This is a genomic window from Kandleria vitulina DSM 20405 (assembly GCF_000702065.1).
GTDB classification, from domain to species: domain Bacteria; phylum Bacillota_I; class Bacilli_A; order Erysipelotrichales; family Coprobacillaceae; genus Kandleria; species Kandleria vitulina.
Map to the genome: position 1 here is coordinate 41,417 of NZ_JNKN01000004.1, position 21,765 is coordinate 63,181.

The window sequence follows — 21,765 nt, forward strand, 5'->3', positions numbered from 1 at the left end:
ATATGTTAACAAGTAAACAGAAGAAATATTTAAAAAGTGAAGCACATGCGTTAAAACCAATTTTCCAGGTTGGAAAAGATGGTGTTGGCATGAAGCAGGCTAACAGCATTAATGATGCTTTAAAGGCAAAAGAATTAATTAAGGTGAAATTATTAGATACATGTCCTCAGACTGTCAATGAAGCAGCATTAGAGATTTCAAGATTAACAAAAGCTGAAGTTGTTCATATTATTGGACATACTATTATTCTTTATAAGGCAAGCGAAAAAGGAATCTATCAGATCTAATGAAAGTGGGGTTGCTTGGGGGAAGCTTTGACCCTATCCATAAAGGACATGTAAGTATTGTTAAAGAGGCTATCAAGCACTTTGATCTTGACTGTTTCTATTTTATTCCAACGAAGAATAATCCTTGGAAGGATCATACTGTTGCAAGTGGAGAAGAACGTTATGAGATGATCGAAATTGCGACAAGTGATGAAGAGAAAATCAAGATTGATCGTATTGAGCTTGATGCTAGTGAAAATGGTAAGAATTATACTATTGATACATTAAGAGCATTGGTTAAGATGCACCCTGATGTGAGTTATTATTATTTAATGGGAATGGATCAGGCTGCTTCTTTTGATAAATGGGTAGAAGCAGAAAATATTTCTAAGCTTGTACAGCTGGTTGCATTTAATAGAGCAGATTATCCTAGTGATCATGAAAATTTAGATCGTTACCATTTTATTAAGATGAACAACGTGGAAATGAAAGCGTCTAGTTCTGAAATTAAAGAAGGGCATCTTGAGATGCTTGATGAACGTGTGCTTGCTTATATTTCAAGAAAAGGTCTTTATCTTGAAACGATGATTAAGCCTTATCTTTCTTTAAAGAGATATAATCACTCTCTTTCTGTTGCCAAGCTTACAAGAGAGTTTGCCAAGTGCAATGGAATTGATCCACAAAAAGGATATATTGCCGGATTGATGCATGATATTGCTAAAGAGATGGATCATAAGAAGGCTTCTTTAATTATGTCGCAGGAGTTTGCGCAGTTTATGGATAAGCCAGTACCAGTATGGCATCAATGGCTTTCTGCTTATTTATGCAAGAAGGATTTTCTTCTTGATGACAAGGAGATTCTTAAGGCTATTGAAGATCATACAACAGCATCTACAAGCATGAGTGTCCTTGGTAAATGTCTGTATTGTGCAGATAAGCTTGATCCACTACGTGGATATGATTCAAGCAAGGAAATTGAAATTTGTAAAGAAAACATACATGTAGGTTTTTCAAGACAGCTTAAGCAGTTCTATGATTTCTCTAAAGCTAAGAATAGAGAAATTGATCCACTGTTCTTTGAGGTTTATAAGACTTACGGTGAAGGAGATATTTATGACTAAATTAGAATGTATTGTTAAAGCTATGGATGATAAGTTAGCAACAAACATCGTAGCTATCGATATGCGTGAAGCTAGTCCTATCTTTGATACTTTTGTATTGGCCACTGCCAGCAATGCACGTTTGTTGCATGCGATCAAGGATAGCGTTGAAGATGCATTAGCTGAAAACGGATATGAAGTAAAAGGTATAGAAGGATTAAGAGATTCTAAATGGATCTTAATCGACTGTGGAGATATTGTGTGCCATATCTTTGAAAATGATGAAAGAGATGCCTATAATCTAGAAAAATTATGGAGTGATATGCCACGTTTAGACGTAGCATCAATGATTGACTAATGAGTTATCAGGAATTTGCTTATTATTATGATAGCTTGATGGATCCTGCTTTTTATGATGAATATGTTCATTTCTTAAATGAACATATTCATTTTCAGGTAGGATTGGAACTTGGCTGTGGGACTGGTGAAATGACCCTTCGTCTTATTGAAGAAGGAAAACAGATTACGGCGACTGATCTTTCTAATGATATGCTTGAAGTGCTTTTTGAGAAAGCCGCATTTAAGCAATATCATTTTCCTATTTATCGTATGGATATGTGTGACTTTAGTGGTCATGACGATTTTGAAGCAGTGCTTTGCTTTGTGGATTCTCTTAATTACATCATTGAACAAGAAAAAGTGCAGAGTGTCTTTAATAATGTTTATGAATCATTAAAGATGGGCGGTGCTTTTGTTTTTGATGTCAATAGTCTTTACAAGCATAATGTTATACTTGATGGCTATAAGGAAGAAAACGATGATGAAGATTTCTATTTTGAATGGGATGTTTCTTCTGATCATCAGGGTAACATTACTCATCATGTAGTCATTGAAGATAAGGAAAGCAAAGAGAGAGTAGAAGAGATTCATCATCAGAGAACTTTCTCTATGGAAACTTATCAGGAAATGCTGAAGAAGGCAGGCTTTTTAGATATTGAAGTCTACAGTGATTTTGAGGATTACCATGAGAAATGTGAACGTTTGATTTTTATTTGTAAGAAGGAGGCACACTAATATGCTAGGAATTATTGGAGCGATGGAAGAAGAAGTTAATGAGTTATTAGCTTTGATGGATGTCAAGGAGACTAAAGAAGATCTTGGCTATACTTTTCATATTGGTACATTAGGCAATAAGGAAACTGTTGTTGTACAGGGTGGTATTGGCAAAGTGAATGCGACTGTCTCTTGTACACTTATGATCAAGAACTTTAATATTGATCATCTTATCAATATTGGAACTGCTGGTGGTCTTTGTCAGGAAGAAGAAGTTGGAGATATTGTCATTGGTGAAAGAGTATGCCATCATGATTTCGACTTGACAGGCTTTGGTAGACCGATGGGACGTATTCCTAATCTTCCTGAAGTTTATATTCATGCCAATGAGGACATGGTACGTGTGGCTCAGGAAGTCTTAAAAGATAATGATGTAAGAGCGCATACAGGTATTATCGCATCAGGTGATCAGTTTGTTCATACAAAAGAACAGGTAGATAAGATCTTGACTCATTTCCCAGAAGCGATGTGTGCTGAAATGGAAGCTGCCAGCATTGGACAGACTTGTTACTTGTTCCAGGTTCCTTTTATCATCACTCGCGGCTTAAGTGATATTTTTAATAAAGGAAATAACTCAATACAGTTTGATGAATACTTAAAGAAAGCTTCTAAAGTATCTGCCAAGATGTGTTATGAGTTAGCGCAGAAATTATAATGAAAAGAATTGAATTATTGGCACCAGCAGGTGATTTTGAATCTTTGAAGGCCGCTATTGCCAATGGTGCTAATGCTATTTACTTAGGTGGCAATGCTTTTTCGGCACGTGCTTTTGCAAAGAACTTTGATCGTGATGAATTAGAAGAAGCTGTAAAATATGCGCATCTTCGTGGTGTTAAGATTCATGTGACAATCAATATTCTTTATAAAGATGAAGAGTTCACGCATCTGTTTGACTATATTGATTTTCTTTATAAGATACAGGTAGATGCTCTCTTGATTCAGGATATTGGATTATTGAAAGCAGTAAGAGCACGCTATCCTGATTTTGAAGTTCATGTCTCAACGCAGATGACTGTCAATACGCTTGAAGCGTTACGTTACTTTGAAGAATTAGGAGTAAAACGTGTCGTTCTTTCTAGAGAGAATACAATTGAACAGATGAAATATATCTGTGATCATACTTCTCTTGAAGTAGAAGTCTTTGCTCATGGCGCCATCTGTGTAGCTTATTCAGGACAGTGTCTTATGAGCAGCATGATTGGCAAGAGAAGCGGTAATAGAGGGGCTTGTGCCCAGCCTTGTCGTCTTCCTTATCGTCTTGAAGAAGATGGAAAGATTTTAGATGAAGAGCAGTTCCTCATGTCTCCTAGGGATTTATGTACCATTGAAAATGTGGAGGAATTCATAAAGGCAGGTATTACTTCTTTAAAGATAGAAGGGCGTATGAAAAAGCCTGAATATGTTGCTGCGGTGGTGCATGCCTATAAGAAAGCTATTGATCATGTATATGATCATCATCTAGAAGATATTGATAGTGATGACATCGATAACATGAAACGCATGTTTAATCGTCATTATACAAAAGGGTATGCTTTTCATGATCATAAGATTGTAGATCAGGATTATTCTGGTAATAGAGGAATGCATCTTGGCTATGTTAAAGGATATTCTAAAAAGAAGAAATGTGTTTCTATTATGTTAGAGGATACTTTATCCCAGCTTGACAGCATTGTTTTTGAAGCTATTGATAAAGGAAGACCTGTCAATAAGATTTATAAGGATGGGATGCTTGTCAATGAGGCACACAAAGGTGACGTTGTAGAAATTGAATTTAACACACCGGTCTATGAAGGAGCTGTCAATAAGACAGTATCAGTGAAAACAATAGAGGCATTAAGAAAGACCTTCATGAAGGAAGGAAAGTTCCGCTATGTAAGTTTCTCATTCTATGCTTATTTGAATTCACCAATGATGCTCATGGCTGAATGTGATGGTGAACATTTCGAGGTTATCAGTGAGTATACATGTGAAAAGGCCCTTCATACACCAACTGATGAAATGCGTATTGAAAAGCAGTTAAGAAAGCTTGGTGGCACAATCTATGAAGTAGATAGTGTCAGTGTGGATATTGCTGAAGAGATCAATATACCTATTTCTATTCTTAATAAGATGAGAAGAGAAATGGTAGATAAGATGAATGAACATTTCTCATCACGTGTTATTCATCATGAAGGAATCAAAACTTATGAAGTAAACAAAAAAGAAAATGTAAGTGGAAACTTTTATGTTTGTGTACGTACATTATCACAGCTTAAGTGTGCACTAGACTATTTTGATCATGTCTACTACTATTATCAAAGCAACTTGGATGAAGCTTTGAATCTCTTTGATCAATATGAAAAGGAAGCGGGTATCTATCTTCCACGTATTACTACTGATAAAGAAATAAAGGAAATTGTTCAATCGATACCAGCGACAATTAAGCATTTTATTGTTAATGATTATGGTTTTTATCGTCAATATAAGGATAAAGATGTTATCTTGGGAACAGGGTTAAATATCTTTAATCATTATAGTGCCTCTTCATTTGATGAATCTTTAATTGTCAGCTATGAAACAACATCAAAACAGATTGAGACTATTAAGGATTATGCAAAAGAGACCATTGTTCCAATCTATGGATATATAGAAAACATGATCTCTGACCATTGTGTCATTTCCCAAAGATATTTCGGGAAAAAGGTACCACATTGCTCATTGTGTAAAAAGCATTCTTATCGCTTGATTGACCGTAAGGATGTAGCTTTTTCAGTATTTACTGATGATGCTTGTCGCAATCATATTTTAAATGCTTATCCACTATATTATTCTCATTATCGTAAGTTTAATACATCATATTTTATGATGTTTACAATTGAAGAGGATATTCAGGATATTATTGAATCTATTCTTAAAGGGCAATCGCTTTCAAAATATATACAAACAACGACAGGGTATCTTTCTTGATATCCTGTTTTTTTATTTTTTCTAAATTCCTGATTTGAAAAAGGAAATATTTTGTGTTATAATACTAAACAAGGAGTGAGTCAAATGTCGTTAGATTTAGAATTAGCACAAAGATTGAAAGCATATCGTAATTTTAAGCATTTAACCCAAAAAGAAGTTGCTGCGCATCTTAATGTACCTCATTCTGCTATCTCAGATATCGAAAATGGCAAGAGAGATGTTACAGTAGGAGAGCTTAAGGTTTTATCACATCTATATGGGCGTAGTGTAGAAGAAATTATGAGCGGTAAGAAATATGACTATTATAATATCGCAAATATTGCAAGATTATTATCAGAATTACCTGATGAAGATCTTAAAGAAGTCATGTTTATCATTGAGTACAAACGTAAAAGAATTGAAGAAAAGAATTCATTATAAAAGAGAAGACCGAGACTATTGTCTTAGGGTCTTCTCTTTTTCTATTTGTGCAACCAGTTTTTTGAATTCTTCTAGAAGAGTTAAGCCTTCTTCAAGAACATAATCTACACACTCATGCGTTGTATGATGATAGAAATGACAGCTGAAATGATTTTTGTCTATTTCAACAATCGCGTATGTACCATAGCCGTATGATCCTCTGTTGATCATGGTGCTTCCTGGATTGATAAAGGTAATGCCTTCATGAATCTGTAATGTAGGTACATGTGTATGACCATGAAAACAGTAGTGTACATTGTTTTCTTTGCAGAGTCTTATGAGTTCATCATAGTTTTTGTAGACATTATAGAGGTGTCCATGGGTAATGAGATAGTCATCATGTGTTATGAAGGTTGGATAGCTTTCATCATAATCATGGTTTCCTTTTACTATATAGTCTATTTTTTTATAACGTGTTTTATAGGGAAGAGAAGTGTCTCCACAATGAACAATGAGATCACATTCTTTTCTGTAGGCTAAAATGTCTTCTAATATTCCATTTTCCATATGTGTATCACTTAGTATTAAAATTTTCATAGTAAATAGCCTTTCATGTAGGTAAAGATATTATCGATATATTCATATTAATTCTGATTTTGTGATTTCGTCAATATGTAAGGTAAAAAAAATTGAAACAGTAAGGGTTTACATTAGGGCATATTTGTTTTAAAATAGTCTTATAGATATAGGAAAAGGAGTAATTTATAATGAAAACAATTTTATTAGTTTGTTCAGCTGGTATGTCTACTAGTTTATTAGTTACAAAAATGGAAGCAGCTGCTAAAGAAAAAGGTGTAGAAACAAAGATCTTCGCATTACCTTTCTCTGATGCACCAAGAGTATTAGAAGAAGTTGATTGTATCTTACTTGGCCCACAGGTTAGATTCCAGAAAGCTTCAATCGAAAAATTAGCAGCTTCAAGAAAAGCAGGTCAGATTCCTGTTGATGTAATCGATATGAGAGATTACGGTACTATGAACGGTAAGGCTGTATTAGAAAAAGCTTTAAGCATGTTAGACTAATAATGAATAATACTGCGATATATGTGCTATCATATATCGCTTTTTTTTTGTAGCATTTGTACTTCTGTTTTGTTATAATGAGAAAAAAATAGGGGGAAAGATACGATTATGGAAAAAAGTATTATCACAGTTGTTGGAAAAGACCAGGTAGGAATTATTGCTAAGGTCTGCACATATTTAGCAGATTCTAACGTCAATATTTTGGATATTTCCCAGACCATTTTGGATGGTTACTTTAATATGATGATGATCGTGGATACACACGGTGCAAATAGAGAGTTCTCTGTTTTAGTAGAAGAATTATCACAGTTAGGGGATAGCATTGGTACAAAGATTAAGCTTCAGCATGAACAGATCTTTGATATGATGCATAGAATTTAAGGAGAGCACTATGATAAATTTATTTGAAGTTTCTGAAACAAATAAAATGATTGAACAGGAGAATCTTGATGTTCGTACAATTACAATCGGGATTAGTCTGTTTGATTGCATTGATGCTAATGTAGATACATTATGTGACAATATTTATAAGAAAATTATGACAGTTGCTAAGGATCATGTTCCTACAGCTGAAAGAATTGAAAAGAAATATGGTATTCCTATTGTCAATAAGCGTATTTCAGTTACGCCTATTGGTACAATTGGAGCTTCAGCATGTCATTCCATTGAAGATTTTGTGAAAATCGCAAAAACATTGGATAAATGTGCTCATGAATTAGGCGTTAACTTTATCGGAGGATACAGTGCTATTGTATCTAAAGGGATGTCTAAATCTGAACGTCTATTGATTGAATCTATTCCATCAGCAATGAAGGAAACTGAGCTTGTATGTTCAAGTGTAAACGTAGGTTCTACAAAGACTGGTATTAATATGGATGCTGTGAAATTATTGGGTGAAATAGTTTTAAAGACAGCTGACATTACTAAAGAAAATGATTCGATTGGATGTGCTAAGCTTGTTATCTTCTGTAATGCACCAGATGATAACCCATTTATGGCAGGGGCTTTCCATGGTATCACTGAAACTGATGCTATCATCAATGTTGGGGTAAGTGGTCCTGGGGTAATGAACAAGGCTATTGCACAGGCTAAAGGAAAGTCTTTTGGTGAACTTTGTGAAACTATCAAGAAGACTGCTTTCAAGATTACTCGTGTTGGTCAGCTTGTTGCTAGAGAAGCATCTGAAGCATTAGGTATTCCTTTTGGTATTATCGATTTATCATTAGCACCAACACCTGCTATGGGAGATAGTATTTCTGACTGTCTTGAAGGTATGGGACTTGAACGTACTGGTGCACCAGGAACAACTGCTGCATTGGCAATCTTAAATGACCAGGTTAAGAAAGGTGGCGTTATGGCTTCTTCTTATGTTGGTGGTTTATCAGGTGCCTTTATTCCAGTCAGTGAAGACCAGGGAATGATTGATGCTGTTAATGCTGGTTCATTAACATTAGAAAAGCTTGAAGCTATGACTTGTGTATGTTCAGTAGGTCTTGATATGATTGCCATTCCAGGTAATACAAAAGCGACAACTATTTCAGGTATTATCGCTGATGAAATGGCTATTGGTATGATTAACCAGAAAACAACAGCTGTCAGATTGATTCCAGTTATTGGTAAAGATGTAGGGGATACTGTTGAATTCGGCGGTTTATTAGGATATGCACCAATCATGCCTGTAAACAATTTCTCATGTGATGATTTTGTTAACCGTGGTGGACGTATTCCAGCACCAATTCACAGCTTTAAAAACTAATGAAAAGACGAGTTTCTCGTCTTTTTTTAACAGGGAGAATATATTATGAAACTAAATGATCTTATCGTATATGATCGCATTTCAGATGATCAGGATGTTCTTTATGTACTAAAGAGCATTGAACATCTTCATCATGAAGATATCCAGCATGAGTTTATGACTCATATGTTAAGACTTGCAGAGCGTTATGATCTTCATGATCATCTAATGCAGGGATTGATTACTTATTTACTCGCAATGCATGAAAATGCCTTTACATTATCATTAGAAAGAAATGTTACTGTAGAAGATAATCTTAAATATCTTGTCATGGAAGATCTTCATTATTTCTTTGATTTGATGCATGAAAGCTATCAGGAATTAGCTGAAGGAAGTCTTAATTTATTAAAGAACTATAAGCATTCTAGACCAATCATCAATAAAGAAATTTATGAACTATTATCTGATCTACAGGAAAAATTAGCACAAAGCAAATCAGTTGAAGAATTTTATGAGATTCTCTATAATCATTATATGCACTACGGTGTGGGGAAATATGGCTTAAATAAAGCATTCCGCTACCGTGATGACAAAATCGTATCTATAGATCATATCGATGATCATACACTAGAACAGCTTATTGGTTATGAACGACAAAAAAAGAAGCTCATTGCCAATACTGAAGCATTTATTAATGGCAAAAAAGCTAATAATGTTCTTCTTTATGGTGATAATGGAACCGGTAAATCTTCAAGTGTAAAGGCGTTATTGAATCGCTATTATAAGCAAGGATTACGTATGGTTGAAGTGTATAAACATCAGTTTATCCAGTTGCCTCAGATCATAGGAGAACTTCAGAATCGTCATTATAAGTTCATTATCTTCATGGATGATCTTTCCTTTGAAGAATTTGAGACAGAATATAAATATCTCAAGGCTGTCATTGAAGGTGGATTAGAAAAGAAACCGGATAATATTCTTATTTATGCTACAAGCAACAGAAGACATCTTATCAAGGAAACTTGGGAAGATAGAGAAGGTTCTGAAATCAATATTAATGATGCAAAACAGGAGAAGCTTTCTCTTGTGGCAAGATTTGGTGTACAGATTCTTTATACGCATCCAAACAAGAAAGAATATCTTGAAATCGTGGATGGTCTTGCAAAAGAACACGGTCTTAATGTGGATGAAAAAGAGCTTCATCGATTGGCTATGGAATGGGAACTTAGAAATGGAGGCTATTCCGGGCGTACTGCAAAGCAGTTTATAAACATGATGCTTGGACAATAACATGCAACCCTTACAACTTACCGATTATGATCGTATAAAACCATATTTAGAATTAGGAGATTATGAAGGCTATAATTCTAACTTTGTAACAATGATGATGTGGAATCATGAATATCATATCGAATATGAAATTCATGATCATTTCCTTATCATGTTACATAATTACAAAGGTACAAAATATTTTGCGATGCCTTTTACATCAAAAGAATATTATCAGGAAGCAATGGACTATATGATAGATTATGCTAAAATGAATCATTTTCCATTTATGATTGACTGTGCTGTTCCTGCCTTTGTAGATGAAGTCAAGAAACTTTACAAAGGTCGTCTTATATTTGAAAGAACAAGAGATTATGATGATTATGTCTACGAAAGAGAAGCCCTGGTTTCTTTATCAGGGAAGAAAATGCAGAAGAGAAGAAATCATTATAATCAGTTTGTGAAGAGTTATCCTGATTATGAATATCGTTCTTTATCTCTTAATGATGATTTTGACTTAATTATAAAATGTCTTGCGGAATGGGAAAGCGATCAATCTGCAAGTGAATCACTTACTTCAGAGATTTATGGTATTTTATTTCTTTTATCAAGTAATCATCTTCTGAATATTAAGATGGGTGGTATTTTCATTAATAATGAATTAAAGGCCTTTACCATTGCTTCTCCATTGTTGCACAATACTATTCAGATTCATGTAGAAAAGGCTGATAAGTCAATTAGAGGATTATATCCTGCGATTGCTAAAGAATTCCTTGAACACGAATTTACTGATTATGCTTATGTCAATCGTGAAGAAGATATGGGATTAGTGGGATTAAGACAATCAAAGATGCGTCTTCATCCTGTACATATGGTAGAAAAGACCCGTATTTTTATAGATGATACTTATATAAGAATAGCTAAACAAGAAGATGAAGAAGCTATCAGGGCATTATGGCTTGATCGTTTTGAAGATGAGGATGAACAGTCAACATCGTTCTATTTTGATCATATTTACCCTCATGCGAAAACATATGTTCTTTGTTTTCATGACCGCATTATTTCAGCTATTTCTGTTGAACAATTTGTCGTTAACGGATATGAAGAGTCCTATTATGTGATGGGCGTATTGACAGATCGCAGTTTCGAAGGGCAGGGCTTCATGAAAAGGCTATTCAATGTAGTCTTAAATGACTATAAAGAAAAAAGATTATATCTTACGGCTTATCATCCTGAAGTCTATAAGAGTTTAGGATTTTTACCCTCACACTTTATGAATAAAGTGAAGATTGATAAGAAATATTATAAAACAATGGAAACTGACTATTCATTATCTCATGAAGTGAATGCTGAAGTGATGTCATCATTATATGATAACTATGTCTCTTCCTGTTTAGAATACAGAATAAGAGATATCAAAAGCTTTGAATTGCTTCTTGATAGAACAAGAGCTTTTCATCAGGAATGTGTCATTCTGATGAAAGATAATCAGCCATCTGGTTATATGATTTATGAAATATCAAATGACAATGTTGATATTGTAGAAATCATTTACAAGAGAGAAGATATTGATGCCATTGTATCTTGTATTGTTCAATCATTTAAAGGTAAGTCTATCAATATCATTATTGATAAAGAGGCCCATATAGAAGGAAAAACATCTTCCCACATCAGCATGCTTTGTAACAAGGAAGATGGTCATGATCATGGAATTATGATCAATGAAGTCTATTAACTACTATAGCGAGGAGCATTTTGCTCTTCGCTTTTTTATAAAAAGCATTTTCAATATTTAACATACGATTTGGTCTTTTTTTACTCGTTCATTCTATAGAGTTCGCTGATTATATTGAGTATTTTAAAAAAACACTTTTAAAATATATTCTTTATAAAATTTATACCAACTTTTACAAAATACTTTAATATCTAAATTAATAATGATATCATTTAGATATAGATTAGGCACGGAAAATTGAAAGGAGATTTTTATGAAAAAGTAATCTATTCTATTTTTGGAAAACTGAGTTCAGATGAAAAGAAATGTTACATTTCACAATATGTAAATGGTGCTGGTAAAATCACAACATATATTAAGTGCTACGAAAAAAATGTTGTGACTGGTTATCATTTACATAAAGATGATTCTACTGTATATAGTGGTGCTGGTCGAAAATTCCATTTTAATGCATCTCCAGGATACAAATTTGTTTTATCGTATAAAAAGGTTAATGGTAAAGTCTGGATTACTAGAAACAATACTACAAAACTTGCTGAATCATTAATATCTTATTAATCATAAATTTTATGAAGTTATAAGATACTATTTATCAATTGAATTACTATTGATGTGAGAGGAGAAGTTTATGAAGAAGTTTTTTTCTTTGTTATTGTTAAGTACATTACTTGTAAGTGGTTGCAATGCTAATAATAGTTCTTCTAAAAAGAAGAGTGTGTCGCAGCGTACTAGTTCAGCTAAAAATGAAGTTATTAACTACACATTCAACTATGAAACAGATGCCCAACCTGATATTGGACAGACACCTGATGAAGCTTATACAAAAAATGGTGTTTATCATGTTAAATATGTGAATGATGATGATTATTATCAGATTACTTTTACTGATAAGAAAAGCAAGAAGACGGTACCTTTATGTACGAAACCTAACTGTTCTCATAAGACAATTGAATGTGATGCCAATTTACCTTCGGATGATTCAGAGTTAAGTAATGGTGAATCGTATGTAGGAAACGGATATATTCAATATTATAAAGGGTCTTTATATGCACCTTTTAAATATGGTGATTACGTCTATCTAGAAAAGATGAGTGCTGATGGATCTACAAGAAGCAGATATATGAAGTTATGCCGTTTTTTACAGGTTAAGAGCATTCAAGATGGTGCTGAGAATAATTCAACTTATTATCCAACAATTACTATTCATCGGGGATATGTCTATTTTACCAATGATGAAATTCATGGTACGTCAGCTACACTGTATAGAATGAAGCTTGGATCGGATAAATTAGAGGTTATTAAAGCTATGAAAAAAGGACATCCTCAAATTATTCGCATTCATCCCTATGGAGATAGTGTCTACTTCATTGCGGGAGAAATGAGCGAAGATGGCTATAAGTATACAGGCAATCTATATAGATATAATACTAACTCAAATAAAGTAAGTGTTGCTGGTCAATCTGTTATTCGCAATTATACAGTAATGAATGGGTATATTTATTATGAAGATAAAAAAGGAGACGGTACTATCTATAGAAAGAAAGCAGAAGATGGTAAATCAGAGCGTATTGTTTCAGTTTCATATAATCAAGAGGATCAGACTCTATTAATGTGGCAGTATGATGGTGATCTAATTTTATCCATTGAAGATGATACAAGTGGAAATATTATAAAACAAATTCGCATACATGATAGTAAGAAGATTGAGACTGTTAATAAAAAGAAATATAGTCCCTATACTAAGTTATGATGGAATTAAGAAAAATACTTTTTAATAAACGGTCGTTTATTTCATTTTTTTTGATAACTATTATGACCTGTTTTGTATTTGCAATACAAAACAGGTCTTCTTATTCGAATAGTGCAATTGAAACCTTCAATAGAAATGAACTTGCTTACCAAAAACAATATAAGACTTATGTACAGAAAATCATGGCTGTCAGTGAGTCTTATTCGGGAATAAGTATTTTCGAAAAAACGAATACGTTTGCGAAAAAGAGGGGAGAAATCACTAGCAGAAGATATAAGCGTATTGCAGGTGTGCAGTTGAAACAGACACATGGTGCAGGATTGGTTTCAGTATTTAAGTTTATGTTAGTGAATGTGCTGATCTTAGTATTTATGATAATGATTGTTTTCTCATATACGGATTATGAGCATCTGTCTTTAAGGTTGATTATTGCCACGACACCAAAGGGACGCACGCGTCTTGTCATAAGAAGAATTTTCCTTCTGACATTTATCAGCATTCTTATGCATGTTTTTCTCTATACATTGTTGCTGATGGAATCATGTGTATTATTTAAAGAGATTCCTTCCTTTTTTGTAAGTGTACAATCCTTATCTTACTTTAAAGATTTTACATTTCCTATGTCTATCGGGAATGCTTTTATTCTTTACATTTTAATGAGTGCAATCTTGAAGGTAATGGTCGTAATGGTATTATGGATGATTCTTGTATTATGTTCTCACAAAAGTATAGCTAGCGCTATTTTTAGTGGATTGGTGGCTATTGAATATTTAGTATATGTGACATTATCTCAATCTCATCCTTTTTCTTTATTGAAATATAATAATCTTTATCTCTGCTTAAATAGCATTGATCTATTGAGAAGCTATAGAACTTATTCTTTTATGAATCAGGTTATAGAAGCACAGCGCATGTTTTTGTGTCTTTTTATCATAGTATTTATGATATTAATTGGAATTCTTTTATTTAAAGGGCATACTCAAAGAACATTTCATCAATCTTATATTATGACAAGTATTGAGAGGATACTTGAGAGTATTCATTCATATATAAAATTGATAATAACTAAGTTTCCTTTAGTCTTTCATGAATTTTATAAAGTTATTATTACTCAAAAGGGGTGGATATTTTTTTTATGCTTTATTGTTCTGTTTATCAAGATGCAAGATACTTCTCCTTATTTAACGCAAGGATCAATAGAACAACAGAAAGCTATTTATTCAAAATATGGTGGTGTTTATAGTAAACGCATTTTCGTGGAATATATTGATCCATGTAAGAAGAACTATGCTAAAGAAGTAAAGAGATATAAAGATGTTTTAAAACGTTATGAAGAAAAGAAGATAAACAAAGATGAACTGTTTGATGCACAAATGAGAATGGATAATATTCAAAATGAATATAATTTAGTAAAAAGTATAGAGGTTCATGTTAATAAAGTTAAGAAGAATAAGAAAGCCTGGTTAATTGATCAGAATGGATGGAAGATGCTTTTAAGTAAAGATGGTCATTATGCTGGTGAAGGGTTTCTTACAATGGAGAAAGAAGCGATGCTTATTGTTGCTTTTATATGTTTCTTCTTTTCAAGTATATGGGATTATGATCAAAGAAGCGAGATGAACCTTATCTTGAGAGCGACTGCCAAGGGAAGAACATATCTCTACAATAAGCGTATATTGATGTATTTTATTGTCTCTGTTCTATTGACAATTGTTTGGACAGTAGTTGATTTTTATGTACAGGCAAAAGTATATCCTTTAACATTTTTTAGTGCGCCTCTCGATAGCTTGCTTTTCTTCAAGAATGTTCCCATTTCTTTATCTATTAATGTCTTTATTGTATTATTAGCAATCTATAGAACGTTGTCTCTTTTTGCATTATCAATGATCATCAATTTTATTTTAATGAAGATAGGTAGCTTTAAAGGAGGCTTTCTAACTTTGATATTGTTTGTAGTGCCACAGTTTATTTCGATGTTTAATATTGATGTACATTATTTATCATTAATACAGCCAGTCATGATACTTCCTCTTATTCATGAAGTAGGATTCGTCTACACAAGCTGGATCTTGATGATATTCTATCTGATTGGATTTATAGCATATAAAGCAGGAAAAAAATTATGGAGTGGGAAGGGGATGAATTTATGGAAATCAAAATAGAAGATTTAACAAAAGTCTATGGCAGTCATGTCGCTTTAAATCATGTCAGCTTGACACTGAATGAAGGCATTTATGGCATTCTTGGTGAAAATGGAGCAGGTAAGTCTACGCTTCTTAATTTATTGACAGATAATTTAAAAAGGAGCAGCGGCAGCATTCTTCTGGATGGGAAAGACATCTTAAAGATGGGAAAAGACTATCGAAAGATGATAGGCTATATGCCACAGCAGCAAGGTTTCTATGAGGATTTTTCTGCATTGCAGTTTCTTTTATATATTGGAGAATTAAAAGGAATCAGCAGAAAACAATGCAATAAGCAGGCTCTTAAGTTATTAAAAATGGTGAATCTCTATGATGTCAGACATCACTCAATTCGTTCTTATTCTGGTGGAATGAGACAAAGAATATTGCTGGCACAGGCCTTATTGGGGAATCCTGATATTATTATTTTAGATGAACCATCGGTTGGTCTTGATCCAAGAGAACGTACGCACATGCGTAATATTATTTCTCATTTAGGAAGAGAGAAGATTGTGCTTATTTCTACACATATTGTATCTGATGTAGAAAGCATTGCTAGTGATATATTATTGATGAAGAAAGGAAAGATTATCAAGAATGATACACCAACGTCATTGATTCATTCTATAAAAGGCTATGTGAAAGAGATTCCTATTGATGATCTCTACTATAAGAAAATAAAGAATCATTATAAAGACGGTGTTTTTATGCAGCGTTCAGGTGGTCTTCAATATCGCATTGTCACTGATGATAAAATGGATTCTCAATTTACACTGGATGAAGAACACATCAACCTTGAAGATGTTTATCTTTATTATGTTCAATAAAGCAATCCCAAAAGGATTGCTTGTATTTATTTACAGGAACGAATATAATTTTTTTGTTTAGATTTTTTTAAGATTTATATCTACATTTTCTTAATTTTTATTTCCTATACTAATAGACGAGGAGGGATGATATGAGTAAAGATAAAGTTCTTGTAGTAGAAGATGAAGAAGGAATCAGAAATACCTTGAAGATATTTTTGAAATCACAGGGATATGAAGTTGTAGAAGCAACCAATGGCAAGGAAGGTCTGTCATTATTGAATGATGATATTTATCTTGCCATAGTGGATATTATGATGCCCATCATGGATGGCATAAGCATGGTCACAATATTACGTAAGCAGTTTGATCTGCCTGTTATATTCCTTACTGCCAAGACAGAAGAAATTGATAAGATCACTGGTCTAAATTTAGGTGCTGATGATTATGTAACTAAGCCATTTGAACCAATGGAACTTATGGCAAGAGTCAATGCGCATATTAGACGTTACAAAAGAATGCTAGAGCGTATTGAGAATCATGAATCTAGTGATCATATTATTAAAGTAGGAAGTCTTTCACTGGATCTTCATACGAGAGAAGTATGTGTGAGAAATGAATTTGTACGGCTTACGAAGAAGGAATATGAGATTCTTGAACTATTGATGAAATCACCAGGAAGAATCTACTCAGCTGAGCAGATCTATGAAAGCGTATGGAAACAGGAAGCAATCAATACTGAAACAATTATGGTTCATATTAGAAAATTAAGAGAAAAAATTGAGTTAAATTCTAAAAAACCAGAATATTTAAAAGTAGTCTGGGGTCTAGGATACAAAATTGAGAAAATGTAGGTGAGAAAATGATGAAAAAAAAGTTGATTGTATCATTTTTAATAATTGCGATTTTAACTGTGCTATCTTCATTATCAGTACATGTCTATAAAACAGTTGCATATAGTGGCAATAGTATAGATTTAACTGATTCTAATCTTGCTTTTAGTTTACAGCAATTAGTTCTTTACGGTGATTCACGAATGCATCCTGAACATTCGCAATTGGTATTTCCTGATAAGATGACTGAAGATAAAAGAAATGAAATAAGTCAGCAATATAAAGACATACTTGATAGTAAAAGTTATTTATTTGATGAAGTGTATTATAAATTTACAAATACACAGAATGGTTCTGTTGAAGATAAACTCAATATAAACAAAAAGAATAAGAGATTTCACTTAGAATTAACATATGATCATAATGGAACACTACATATTAATAAATCTGAGTATTATGATTTATTCACAAATCAACTTATTGACGGTGCTTTAGAAAATATTGATAACGATGGCGATATTAAGATTGATAACCCAAAAAATTTAAAAGTAGAAATTCAGATTCCTAAAGTAATTACAGATAGAAAATTGTTAGCTCAAGTTTCTGATTTGGAGGCAGTGCTTGGATTCTTCTCTATGACCTTATTTTGTGGAAGTATTCTTATTATTATATTTATGTGTTTTATTCCTATTGAAATACTTAAAGAACTTAATCCATATAAGACAATGAAAGATTGGTTCTTCATCGTTAATGCTGTTATCATATCTTTAGCCTTAGGTATTGCCGGTAGTGCAATGATTGCAATGATACAAGGTGATTTAAGTAATCAAGTACCATTATATTTCATTAAAACGAATACGCAGTTTAATTTAAATATCGCATTATTCACCTTATTCATGATCTTCTATCTCTTCGCATCTATTATTGGATTTGGCTTGAAGTATATTGTTAGTGAAGGCGTATTAAACTATTTTAGTGAACATACATTCATTCATTTGTTCTATAAGTATGTTAAAGAAAAAAATGAACAGCTGTCAGAAATGGCAATTAGTGAGATTGAAAAGAAGAATCTTGCATTGACTTGTTTTGTTTCTATTCTTTTCTTAAGTTTATTATCATTTGTTCCTTATATTGGTATTCCTCTAATGGTTGTCTATGGTGTATTTTTATATCTCCATTTAAATAACAAGTTGATTGATATAAAACAGCATTATCAGCAGCTTATTGATCAGACCAACCGTATGATAGAAGGGGAGTTTAAAGAAATCACTGAAGATTTGGGAAGCTTCAATGATTTAAGAGACTCATTAAATAAGGTCAAAGATGGATTTGAAAAAGCGGTTGATAAAGAAGTCAGTGCTTCTAAGATGAAGACTGAACTGATCAGTAATGTATCACATGACCTAAAAACACCATTAACTTGTATCAAGAATTATGTTGTTCTTCTTCAAAATACAAAAGATGAGCAGGAGAGAGAAGCATATTTAAAGGAATTAAACCATTATACAAACAGAATGACGCAGCTGATTGAAGATCTCTTTGATGTAGCAAGAGTCAATTCCGGTGAAATGAATATTAAGAAAACAGAGTTGGATATTGTATCCTTATTAAACCAGGCCTTGATTGAATCAGATGAAATTCTTTCATCAAAGAAATTACAGATTATCAAGAACAGCAATGTTGATAAACAGATGGTCATGCTTGATGGAGAAAAGACATATCGTGTTTTTGAAAACCTCATCAATAACATCGGAAAATACGCTTTAGATAATACAAGAGTCTATATCGACTTGAACGTCGATGAAGATATTACAATTTCATTCAAGAACATTTCCAAAGAAGAAATGAATTTCACATCAGAAGAAATTGTCGAAAGATTTAAACGTGGTGATAAATCCAGACATCAAAGTGGCTCAGGTTTAGGTTTAGCAATTGCTAAAAGCTTTACTGAAGTCCAAGAGGGAAAATTTGATTTAACAATAGATGGTGATATGTTTAAAGTAGTTCTTCATTTTAAAAAATAGAACTGAATAATATGAAAAAGGACAGAACAATGATTGCTCTGTCCTTTAATATATAATATATATTCTACTTCGCATAATGTATATTATGTAAAATTAATATATGAGAATATTAGGTATTTAATCGTTGAAGATACTTCTCACCAAGCTCAAATAGCTGTTCTTTATGATCATAATGATAAACACTGTCAGTTAATTGATCAATTTCATCAACTTCATTCTCATTGACTTCCTTAACCATCACTTGAAGATCTTCTAGACGAAAATGTCCATTGTCAGGAACAATTAATACTTCATGTATACTTGATGGCAATAAATAAAAATCTCCACCAGCTTTTAATGATGCCTGTTCCATAAATCCTTTATAAGCTATAACGCATGCTCCATGTATCTTATCAGCAACACTTGCTATAAAGATTCTTTCTTTTGTAGAATAATCTTCATTCATCATTTCAGATAACACTTCACTTAAATCATTGATGATCATAGGATTAATGATTTGAGCATTCTTGATAGCATCATTATGAAGTGTATTTTCATCAATATTTAATGTATGCAGAATCTGATTTGTAATTAAGATGGATGCACGTCCATTATCATTATTTAATAAAAATCGATATACGATGGCCATATCTTCAATTTGTTTATATGGAACACTTTCAAGAAGATCTATATTGCTTTTAATTGAAATAATTTCTATAAAAAGCTTATTCTTCATGACATTATAATCATATAGTTCTTTCATATCAATATTTGGCTTATTCCTAAATCCTTCTTCAATGATATGAATAGCCCTCTGATAAGCATAATCATAAGAATTATCAAGATACATTCTATATTGTTTATTCAGGTTAATATTGATACCAATATTGTCTTTGCTGATGGTCATGGCATCATAACTTTCATTGATCTTATAAATCTTATTAAATGAGATATCAAATTCATTGTTTAGCTTATTTTCTAGATCATCGATAAGCTTTGTCTTAAATTCATTGTAGTTCATATACATCAATCCTTTCTTTTTTTATAGTTGAATACAAAAAAGTCAGCGTTTGCTGACTTTTAGAAATGATTGTTAATCATATAGATTGATGTTAAAAGAATAAATGCGATATCTACAATAATCAGAAATACAAATAATATTTTCTTATATTGTTTATAGGTCTTTATACATGATAATAGTGTTGTAATGAGCAATAATATTGAGATGCCATAATAGATGCTATCTACTATGATATTGTTATGTGAGATGGTAATACCAAACATAAACAATAAGGTACTCATCAATAGCCCACCAAGTGTTACGACTAATCTTCTTTTTAGTTGCTGATCCATATTAATCTCTTTCTAATTGATTCAAGATTGATGTACCAATACCAGGATTTTCTACACCAAAGTTTTCAGCAATTGTAGCACCGATAACACCATAGCTTTCTAATAATCCAAGGTTTCTTGGATTTGTAAGATTTTTAGCATACATGATAAGTGGTACATGTTCTCTTGTATGATCTGTTCCTGTCCAAGTTGGATCATTACCGTGATCTGCAGTAATCATGATTAGATCATCATCATTGATATACCCCATTAATTCCTGAAGCTGTTTGTCAAATGCTTCAATAGCATCTCCATAGCCAATCGCATTTCTTCTATGTCCATAAACAGCGTCAAAGTCCACTAGATTTACGAAAATAAGACCATTCTGTTGCTGTTTTGCTAATTCGATTGTTTTATTCATACCATCTTCATTTGAGACTGTATGAATGCCCTTAGTAATTCCTTTATTGACAAAGATATCTGGGATCTTACCAACACCATAGACATCAAATCCATTTTCTTTAAGACTGTCTAATACAGTCTTTCCAAATGGTTCTAATGCATAATCATGTCTGTTGGATGTTCTTTTAAATTCACCCTTCTTCTTGCCAACAAAAGGTCTAGCGATAACACGACCGACTTTCCATTCATCTCTCATTAGAAGTTCTCTGGCAATTTCGCATGCCTTATATAATTCCTCTAAAGGAATGATGTCTTCATTAGCAGCAATCTGGAAAACGGAATCTGCAGATGTATAGACAATCCAATCCCCTGTCTCAATCTGATGTTCTCCCCAGTCATCAAGGATGACAGTTCCGCTTTCAGCATAGTTACCAACACATTTTCTTCCTGTTTTTTCTTCAAATAAAGAAATAAACTCCTGAGGGAATCCTGTTTCTGTAAAAGTCTTAAAAGGCTTTTCTACCTTTAATCCCATCATTTCCCAGTGACCAGTCATGGTATCTTTTCCGTTAGAAACTTCTTTTAAGCTAGCTGTAGTACCCAACTGACAGTTATGAGGATGAATACCTTTAAAATCTCCAAGATTTCCTAATCCAAGACCTTCCATATTGCTGACATGCAAACCGCCTTTTGCTTCACAGATATGTCCAATTGTATTGGCACCTTTATCTCCAAATCTTTCAGCATCTTCTGCATTGCCAATACCCATAGAGTCACAAACAATGACAAATATTCTTTTGTATGGTTTCAT

The 21,765-nt window shown here is 32.8% G+C and carries 21 protein-coding genes; 17 read left to right on the plus strand and 4 right to left on the minus strand.

The annotated features are described in order from the left end of the window. Nucleotides 1-2 precede the first annotated feature (2 nt). The 7 genes from yhbY (at nt 3) to T513_RS0101260 (ending at nt 5,845) form a co-directional block, all read left to right on the plus strand. Complete coding sequence (yhbY, locus tag T513_RS0101230; protein ID WP_029070770.1) at nt 3-287, plus strand: ribosome assembly RNA-binding protein YhbY; 285 nt, start codon at nt 3-5, stop codon at nt 285-287. Continuing rightward, nucleotides 287-1,387 (plus strand): nicotinate-nucleotide adenylyltransferase, encoded by a 1,101-nt coding sequence (locus tag T513_RS0101235; RefSeq protein ID WP_031588585.1) that lies wholly within the window; start codon nt 287-289, stop codon nt 1,385-1,387. Before yhbY ends, T513_RS0101235 begins: the two co-directional genes overlap by 1 nt. Further along, nucleotides 1,380-1,724, plus strand: a complete 345-nt coding sequence (rsfS, locus tag T513_RS0101240; protein WP_029070772.1) for a ribosome silencing factor — start codon at nt 1,380-1,382, stop codon at nt 1,722-1,724. Before T513_RS0101235 ends, rsfS begins: the two co-directional genes overlap by 8 nt. Further along, nucleotides 1,724-2,440 (plus strand): class I SAM-dependent DNA methyltransferase, encoded by a 717-nt coding sequence (locus T513_RS0101245; RefSeq protein WP_029073088.1) that lies wholly within the window; start codon nt 1,724-1,726, stop codon nt 2,438-2,440. Before rsfS ends, T513_RS0101245 begins: the two co-directional genes overlap by 1 nt. Before the next feature lies 1 nt (nt 2,441). Continuing rightward, the gene (locus T513_RS0101250) at nt 2,442-3,134 is read left to right on the plus strand and encodes a 5'-methylthioadenosine/adenosylhomocysteine nucleosidase (RefSeq protein WP_029073089.1); all 693 of its coding nucleotides are present in this window, start codon (nt 2,442-2,444) and stop codon (nt 3,132-3,134) included. Next, on the plus strand, nt 3,134-5,425 hold the full coding sequence (locus T513_RS0101255) for a U32 family peptidase (protein ID WP_031588586.1): 2,292 nt from the start codon (nt 3,134-3,136) through the stop codon (nt 5,423-5,425). Before T513_RS0101250 ends, T513_RS0101255 begins: the two co-directional genes overlap by 1 nt. Nucleotides 5,426-5,509: 84 nt before the next feature. Beyond that, nucleotides 5,510-5,845 (plus strand): helix-turn-helix domain-containing protein, encoded by a 336-nt coding sequence (locus tag T513_RS0101260; protein ID WP_029070776.1) that lies wholly within the window; start codon nt 5,510-5,512, stop codon nt 5,843-5,845. A gap of 15 nt (nt 5,846-5,860) precedes the next feature. Here T513_RS0101260 and T513_RS0101265 read toward each other — a convergent pair whose 3' ends face one another. After that, on the minus strand, nt 5,861-6,421 hold the full coding sequence (locus T513_RS0101265) for a metallophosphoesterase family protein (protein ID WP_031588587.1): 561 nt from the start codon (nt 6,419-6,421) through the stop codon (nt 5,861-5,863). 170 nt (nt 6,422-6,591) lie between these two features. Between T513_RS0101265 and T513_RS0101270 the strand changes: the two genes are divergently transcribed. The 10 genes from T513_RS0101270 (at nt 6,592) to T513_RS11620 (ending at nt 19,241) form a co-directional block, all read left to right on the plus strand. Continuing rightward, nucleotides 6,592-6,906 (plus strand): PTS sugar transporter subunit IIB, encoded by a 315-nt coding sequence (locus T513_RS0101270; RefSeq protein ID WP_029070778.1) that lies wholly within the window; start codon nt 6,592-6,594, stop codon nt 6,904-6,906. Between the two features lie 108 nt (nt 6,907-7,014). Further along, nucleotides 7,015-7,287: an ACT domain-containing protein gene (locus tag T513_RS0101275; RefSeq protein WP_029073092.1), complete on the plus strand. Its 273-nt coding sequence runs from the start codon at nt 7,015-7,017 to the stop codon at nt 7,285-7,287. A 10-nt stretch (nt 7,288-7,297) separates the two neighbouring features. After that, nucleotides 7,298-8,662: a PFL family protein gene (locus T513_RS0101280; protein WP_031588588.1), complete on the plus strand. Its 1,365-nt coding sequence runs from the start codon at nt 7,298-7,300 to the stop codon at nt 8,660-8,662. Between the two features lie 45 nt (nt 8,663-8,707). Then, nucleotides 8,708-9,931, plus strand: a complete 1,224-nt coding sequence (locus T513_RS0101285; RefSeq protein ID WP_029073093.1) for an ATP-binding protein — start codon at nt 8,708-8,710, stop codon at nt 9,929-9,931. A 1-nt stretch (nt 9,932) separates the two neighbouring features. Then, nucleotides 9,933-11,645 (plus strand): GNAT family N-acetyltransferase, encoded by a 1,713-nt coding sequence (locus T513_RS0101290; protein WP_035876437.1) that lies wholly within the window; start codon nt 9,933-9,935, stop codon nt 11,643-11,645. 628 nt (nt 11,646-12,273) lie between these two features. Continuing rightward, entirely contained in the window at nt 12,274-13,395 is a 1,122-nt protein-coding gene (locus tag T513_RS0101300) for a DUF5050 domain-containing protein (RefSeq protein WP_031588591.1), read from the plus strand. 62 nt (nt 13,396-13,457) lie between these two features. After that, the gene (locus tag T513_RS0101305) at nt 13,458-15,557 is read left to right on the plus strand and encodes a hypothetical protein (RefSeq protein ID WP_155266049.1); all 2,100 of its coding nucleotides are present in this window, start codon (nt 13,458-13,460) and stop codon (nt 15,555-15,557) included. Next, nucleotides 15,542-16,405 (plus strand): ATP-binding cassette domain-containing protein, encoded by an 864-nt coding sequence (locus T513_RS0101310; protein ID WP_031588593.1) that lies wholly within the window; start codon nt 15,542-15,544, stop codon nt 16,403-16,405. The genes T513_RS0101305 and T513_RS0101310 overlap by 16 nt, the downstream gene beginning before the upstream one ends. 131 nt (nt 16,406-16,536) lie before the next feature. Then, a complete protein-coding gene (locus T513_RS0101315) occupies nt 16,537-17,238 on the plus strand; it encodes a response regulator transcription factor (RefSeq protein WP_029070786.1) in 702 nt (233 codons plus the stop codon). An 8-nt stretch (nt 17,239-17,246) separates the two neighbouring features. After that, nucleotides 17,247-19,241 carry a sensor histidine kinase gene (locus T513_RS11620; protein ID WP_080703071.1) on the plus strand — a complete coding sequence of 665 codons (1,995 nt, stop codon included), beginning with the start codon at nt 17,247-17,249 and terminating at the stop codon, nt 19,239-19,241. Between the two features lie 109 nt (nt 19,242-19,350). Here the strand turns inward: T513_RS11620 and T513_RS0101325 are convergent, their stop codons facing one another. The 3 genes from T513_RS0101325 to T513_RS0101335 are packed head-to-tail and all read right to left on the minus strand — an operon-like array spanning nt 19,351 to nt 21,765. Continuing rightward, the gene (locus tag T513_RS0101325; RefSeq protein ID WP_031588595.1) at nt 19,351-20,241 is read right to left on the minus strand and encodes a DUF5688 family protein; all 891 of its coding nucleotides are present in this window, start codon (nt 20,239-20,241) and stop codon (nt 19,351-19,353) included. Between the two features lie 59 nt (nt 20,242-20,300). Next, a complete protein-coding gene (locus tag T513_RS0101330) occupies nt 20,301-20,573 on the minus strand; it encodes a hypothetical protein (protein ID WP_031588596.1) in 273 nt (90 codons plus the stop codon). 1 nt (nt 20,574) lies between these two features. Beyond that, a complete protein-coding gene (locus T513_RS0101335) occupies nt 20,575-21,765 on the minus strand; it encodes a phosphopentomutase (protein WP_029070788.1) in 1,191 nt (396 codons plus the stop codon).

What these genes read in the sequence shown, in the direction of transcription:
- T513_RS0101325 (WP_031588595.1), bottom strand. Translation starts at nt 20,241, where the DNA reads ATGAACTACAATGAATTTAAGACAAAGCTTATCGATGATCTAGAAAAT.
- T513_RS0101275 (WP_029073092.1), top strand. Translation starts at nt 7,015, where the DNA reads ATGGAAAAAAGTATTATCACAGTTGTTGGAAAAGACCAGGTAGGAATT.
- T513_RS0101310 (WP_031588593.1), top strand. Translation starts at nt 15,542, where the DNA reads ATGGAAATCAAAATAGAAGATTTAACAAAAGTCTATGGCAGTCATGTC.
- T513_RS0101290 (WP_035876437.1), top strand. Translation starts at nt 9,933, where the DNA reads ATGCAACCCTTACAACTTACCGATTATGATCGTATAAAACCATATTTA.
- T513_RS0101315 (WP_029070786.1), top strand. Translation starts at nt 16,537, where the DNA reads ATGAGTAAAGATAAAGTTCTTGTAGTAGAAGATGAAGAAGGAATCAGA.
- T513_RS0101255 (WP_031588586.1), top strand. Translation starts at nt 3,134, where the DNA reads ATGAAAAGAATTGAATTATTGGCACCAGCAGGTGATTTTGAATCTTTG.
- T513_RS11620 (WP_080703071.1), top strand. Translation starts at nt 17,247, where the DNA reads ATGATGAAAAAAAAGTTGATTGTATCATTTTTAATAATTGCGATTTTA.
- T513_RS0101285 (WP_029073093.1), top strand. Translation starts at nt 8,708, where the DNA reads ATGAAACTAAATGATCTTATCGTATATGATCGCATTTCAGATGATCAG.
- T513_RS0101250 (WP_029073089.1), top strand. Translation starts at nt 2,442, where the DNA reads ATGCTAGGAATTATTGGAGCGATGGAAGAAGAAGTTAATGAGTTATTA.
- T513_RS0101235 (WP_031588585.1), top strand. Translation starts at nt 287, where the DNA reads ATGAAAGTGGGGTTGCTTGGGGGAAGCTTTGACCCTATCCATAAAGGA.
- rsfS (WP_029070772.1), top strand. Translation starts at nt 1,380, where the DNA reads ATGACTAAATTAGAATGTATTGTTAAAGCTATGGATGATAAGTTAGCA.
- yhbY (WP_029070770.1), top strand. Translation starts at nt 3, where the DNA reads ATGTTAACAAGTAAACAGAAGAAATATTTAAAAAGTGAAGCACATGCG.
- T513_RS0101280 (WP_031588588.1), top strand. Translation starts at nt 7,298, where the DNA reads ATGATAAATTTATTTGAAGTTTCTGAAACAAATAAAATGATTGAACAG.
- T513_RS0101270 (WP_029070778.1), top strand. Translation starts at nt 6,592, where the DNA reads ATGAAAACAATTTTATTAGTTTGTTCAGCTGGTATGTCTACTAGTTTA.
- T513_RS0101300 (WP_031588591.1), top strand. Translation starts at nt 12,274, where the DNA reads ATGAAGAAGTTTTTTTCTTTGTTATTGTTAAGTACATTACTTGTAAGT.
- T513_RS0101330 (WP_031588596.1), bottom strand. Translation starts at nt 20,573, where the DNA reads ATGGATCAGCAACTAAAAAGAAGATTAGTCGTAACACTTGGTGGGCTA.
- T513_RS0101335 (WP_029070788.1), bottom strand. Translation starts at nt 21,765, where the DNA reads ATGAAACCATACAAAAGAATATTTGTCATTGTTTGTGACTCTATGGGT.
- T513_RS0101305 (WP_155266049.1), top strand. Translation starts at nt 13,458, where the DNA reads ATGACCTGTTTTGTATTTGCAATACAAAACAGGTCTTCTTATTCGAAT.
- T513_RS0101245 (WP_029073088.1), top strand. Translation starts at nt 1,724, where the DNA reads ATGAGTTATCAGGAATTTGCTTATTATTATGATAGCTTGATGGATCCT.
- T513_RS0101260 (WP_029070776.1), top strand. Translation starts at nt 5,510, where the DNA reads ATGTCGTTAGATTTAGAATTAGCACAAAGATTGAAAGCATATCGTAAT.
- T513_RS0101265 (WP_031588587.1), bottom strand. Translation starts at nt 6,421, where the DNA reads ATGAAAATTTTAATACTAAGTGATACACATATGGAAAATGGAATATTA.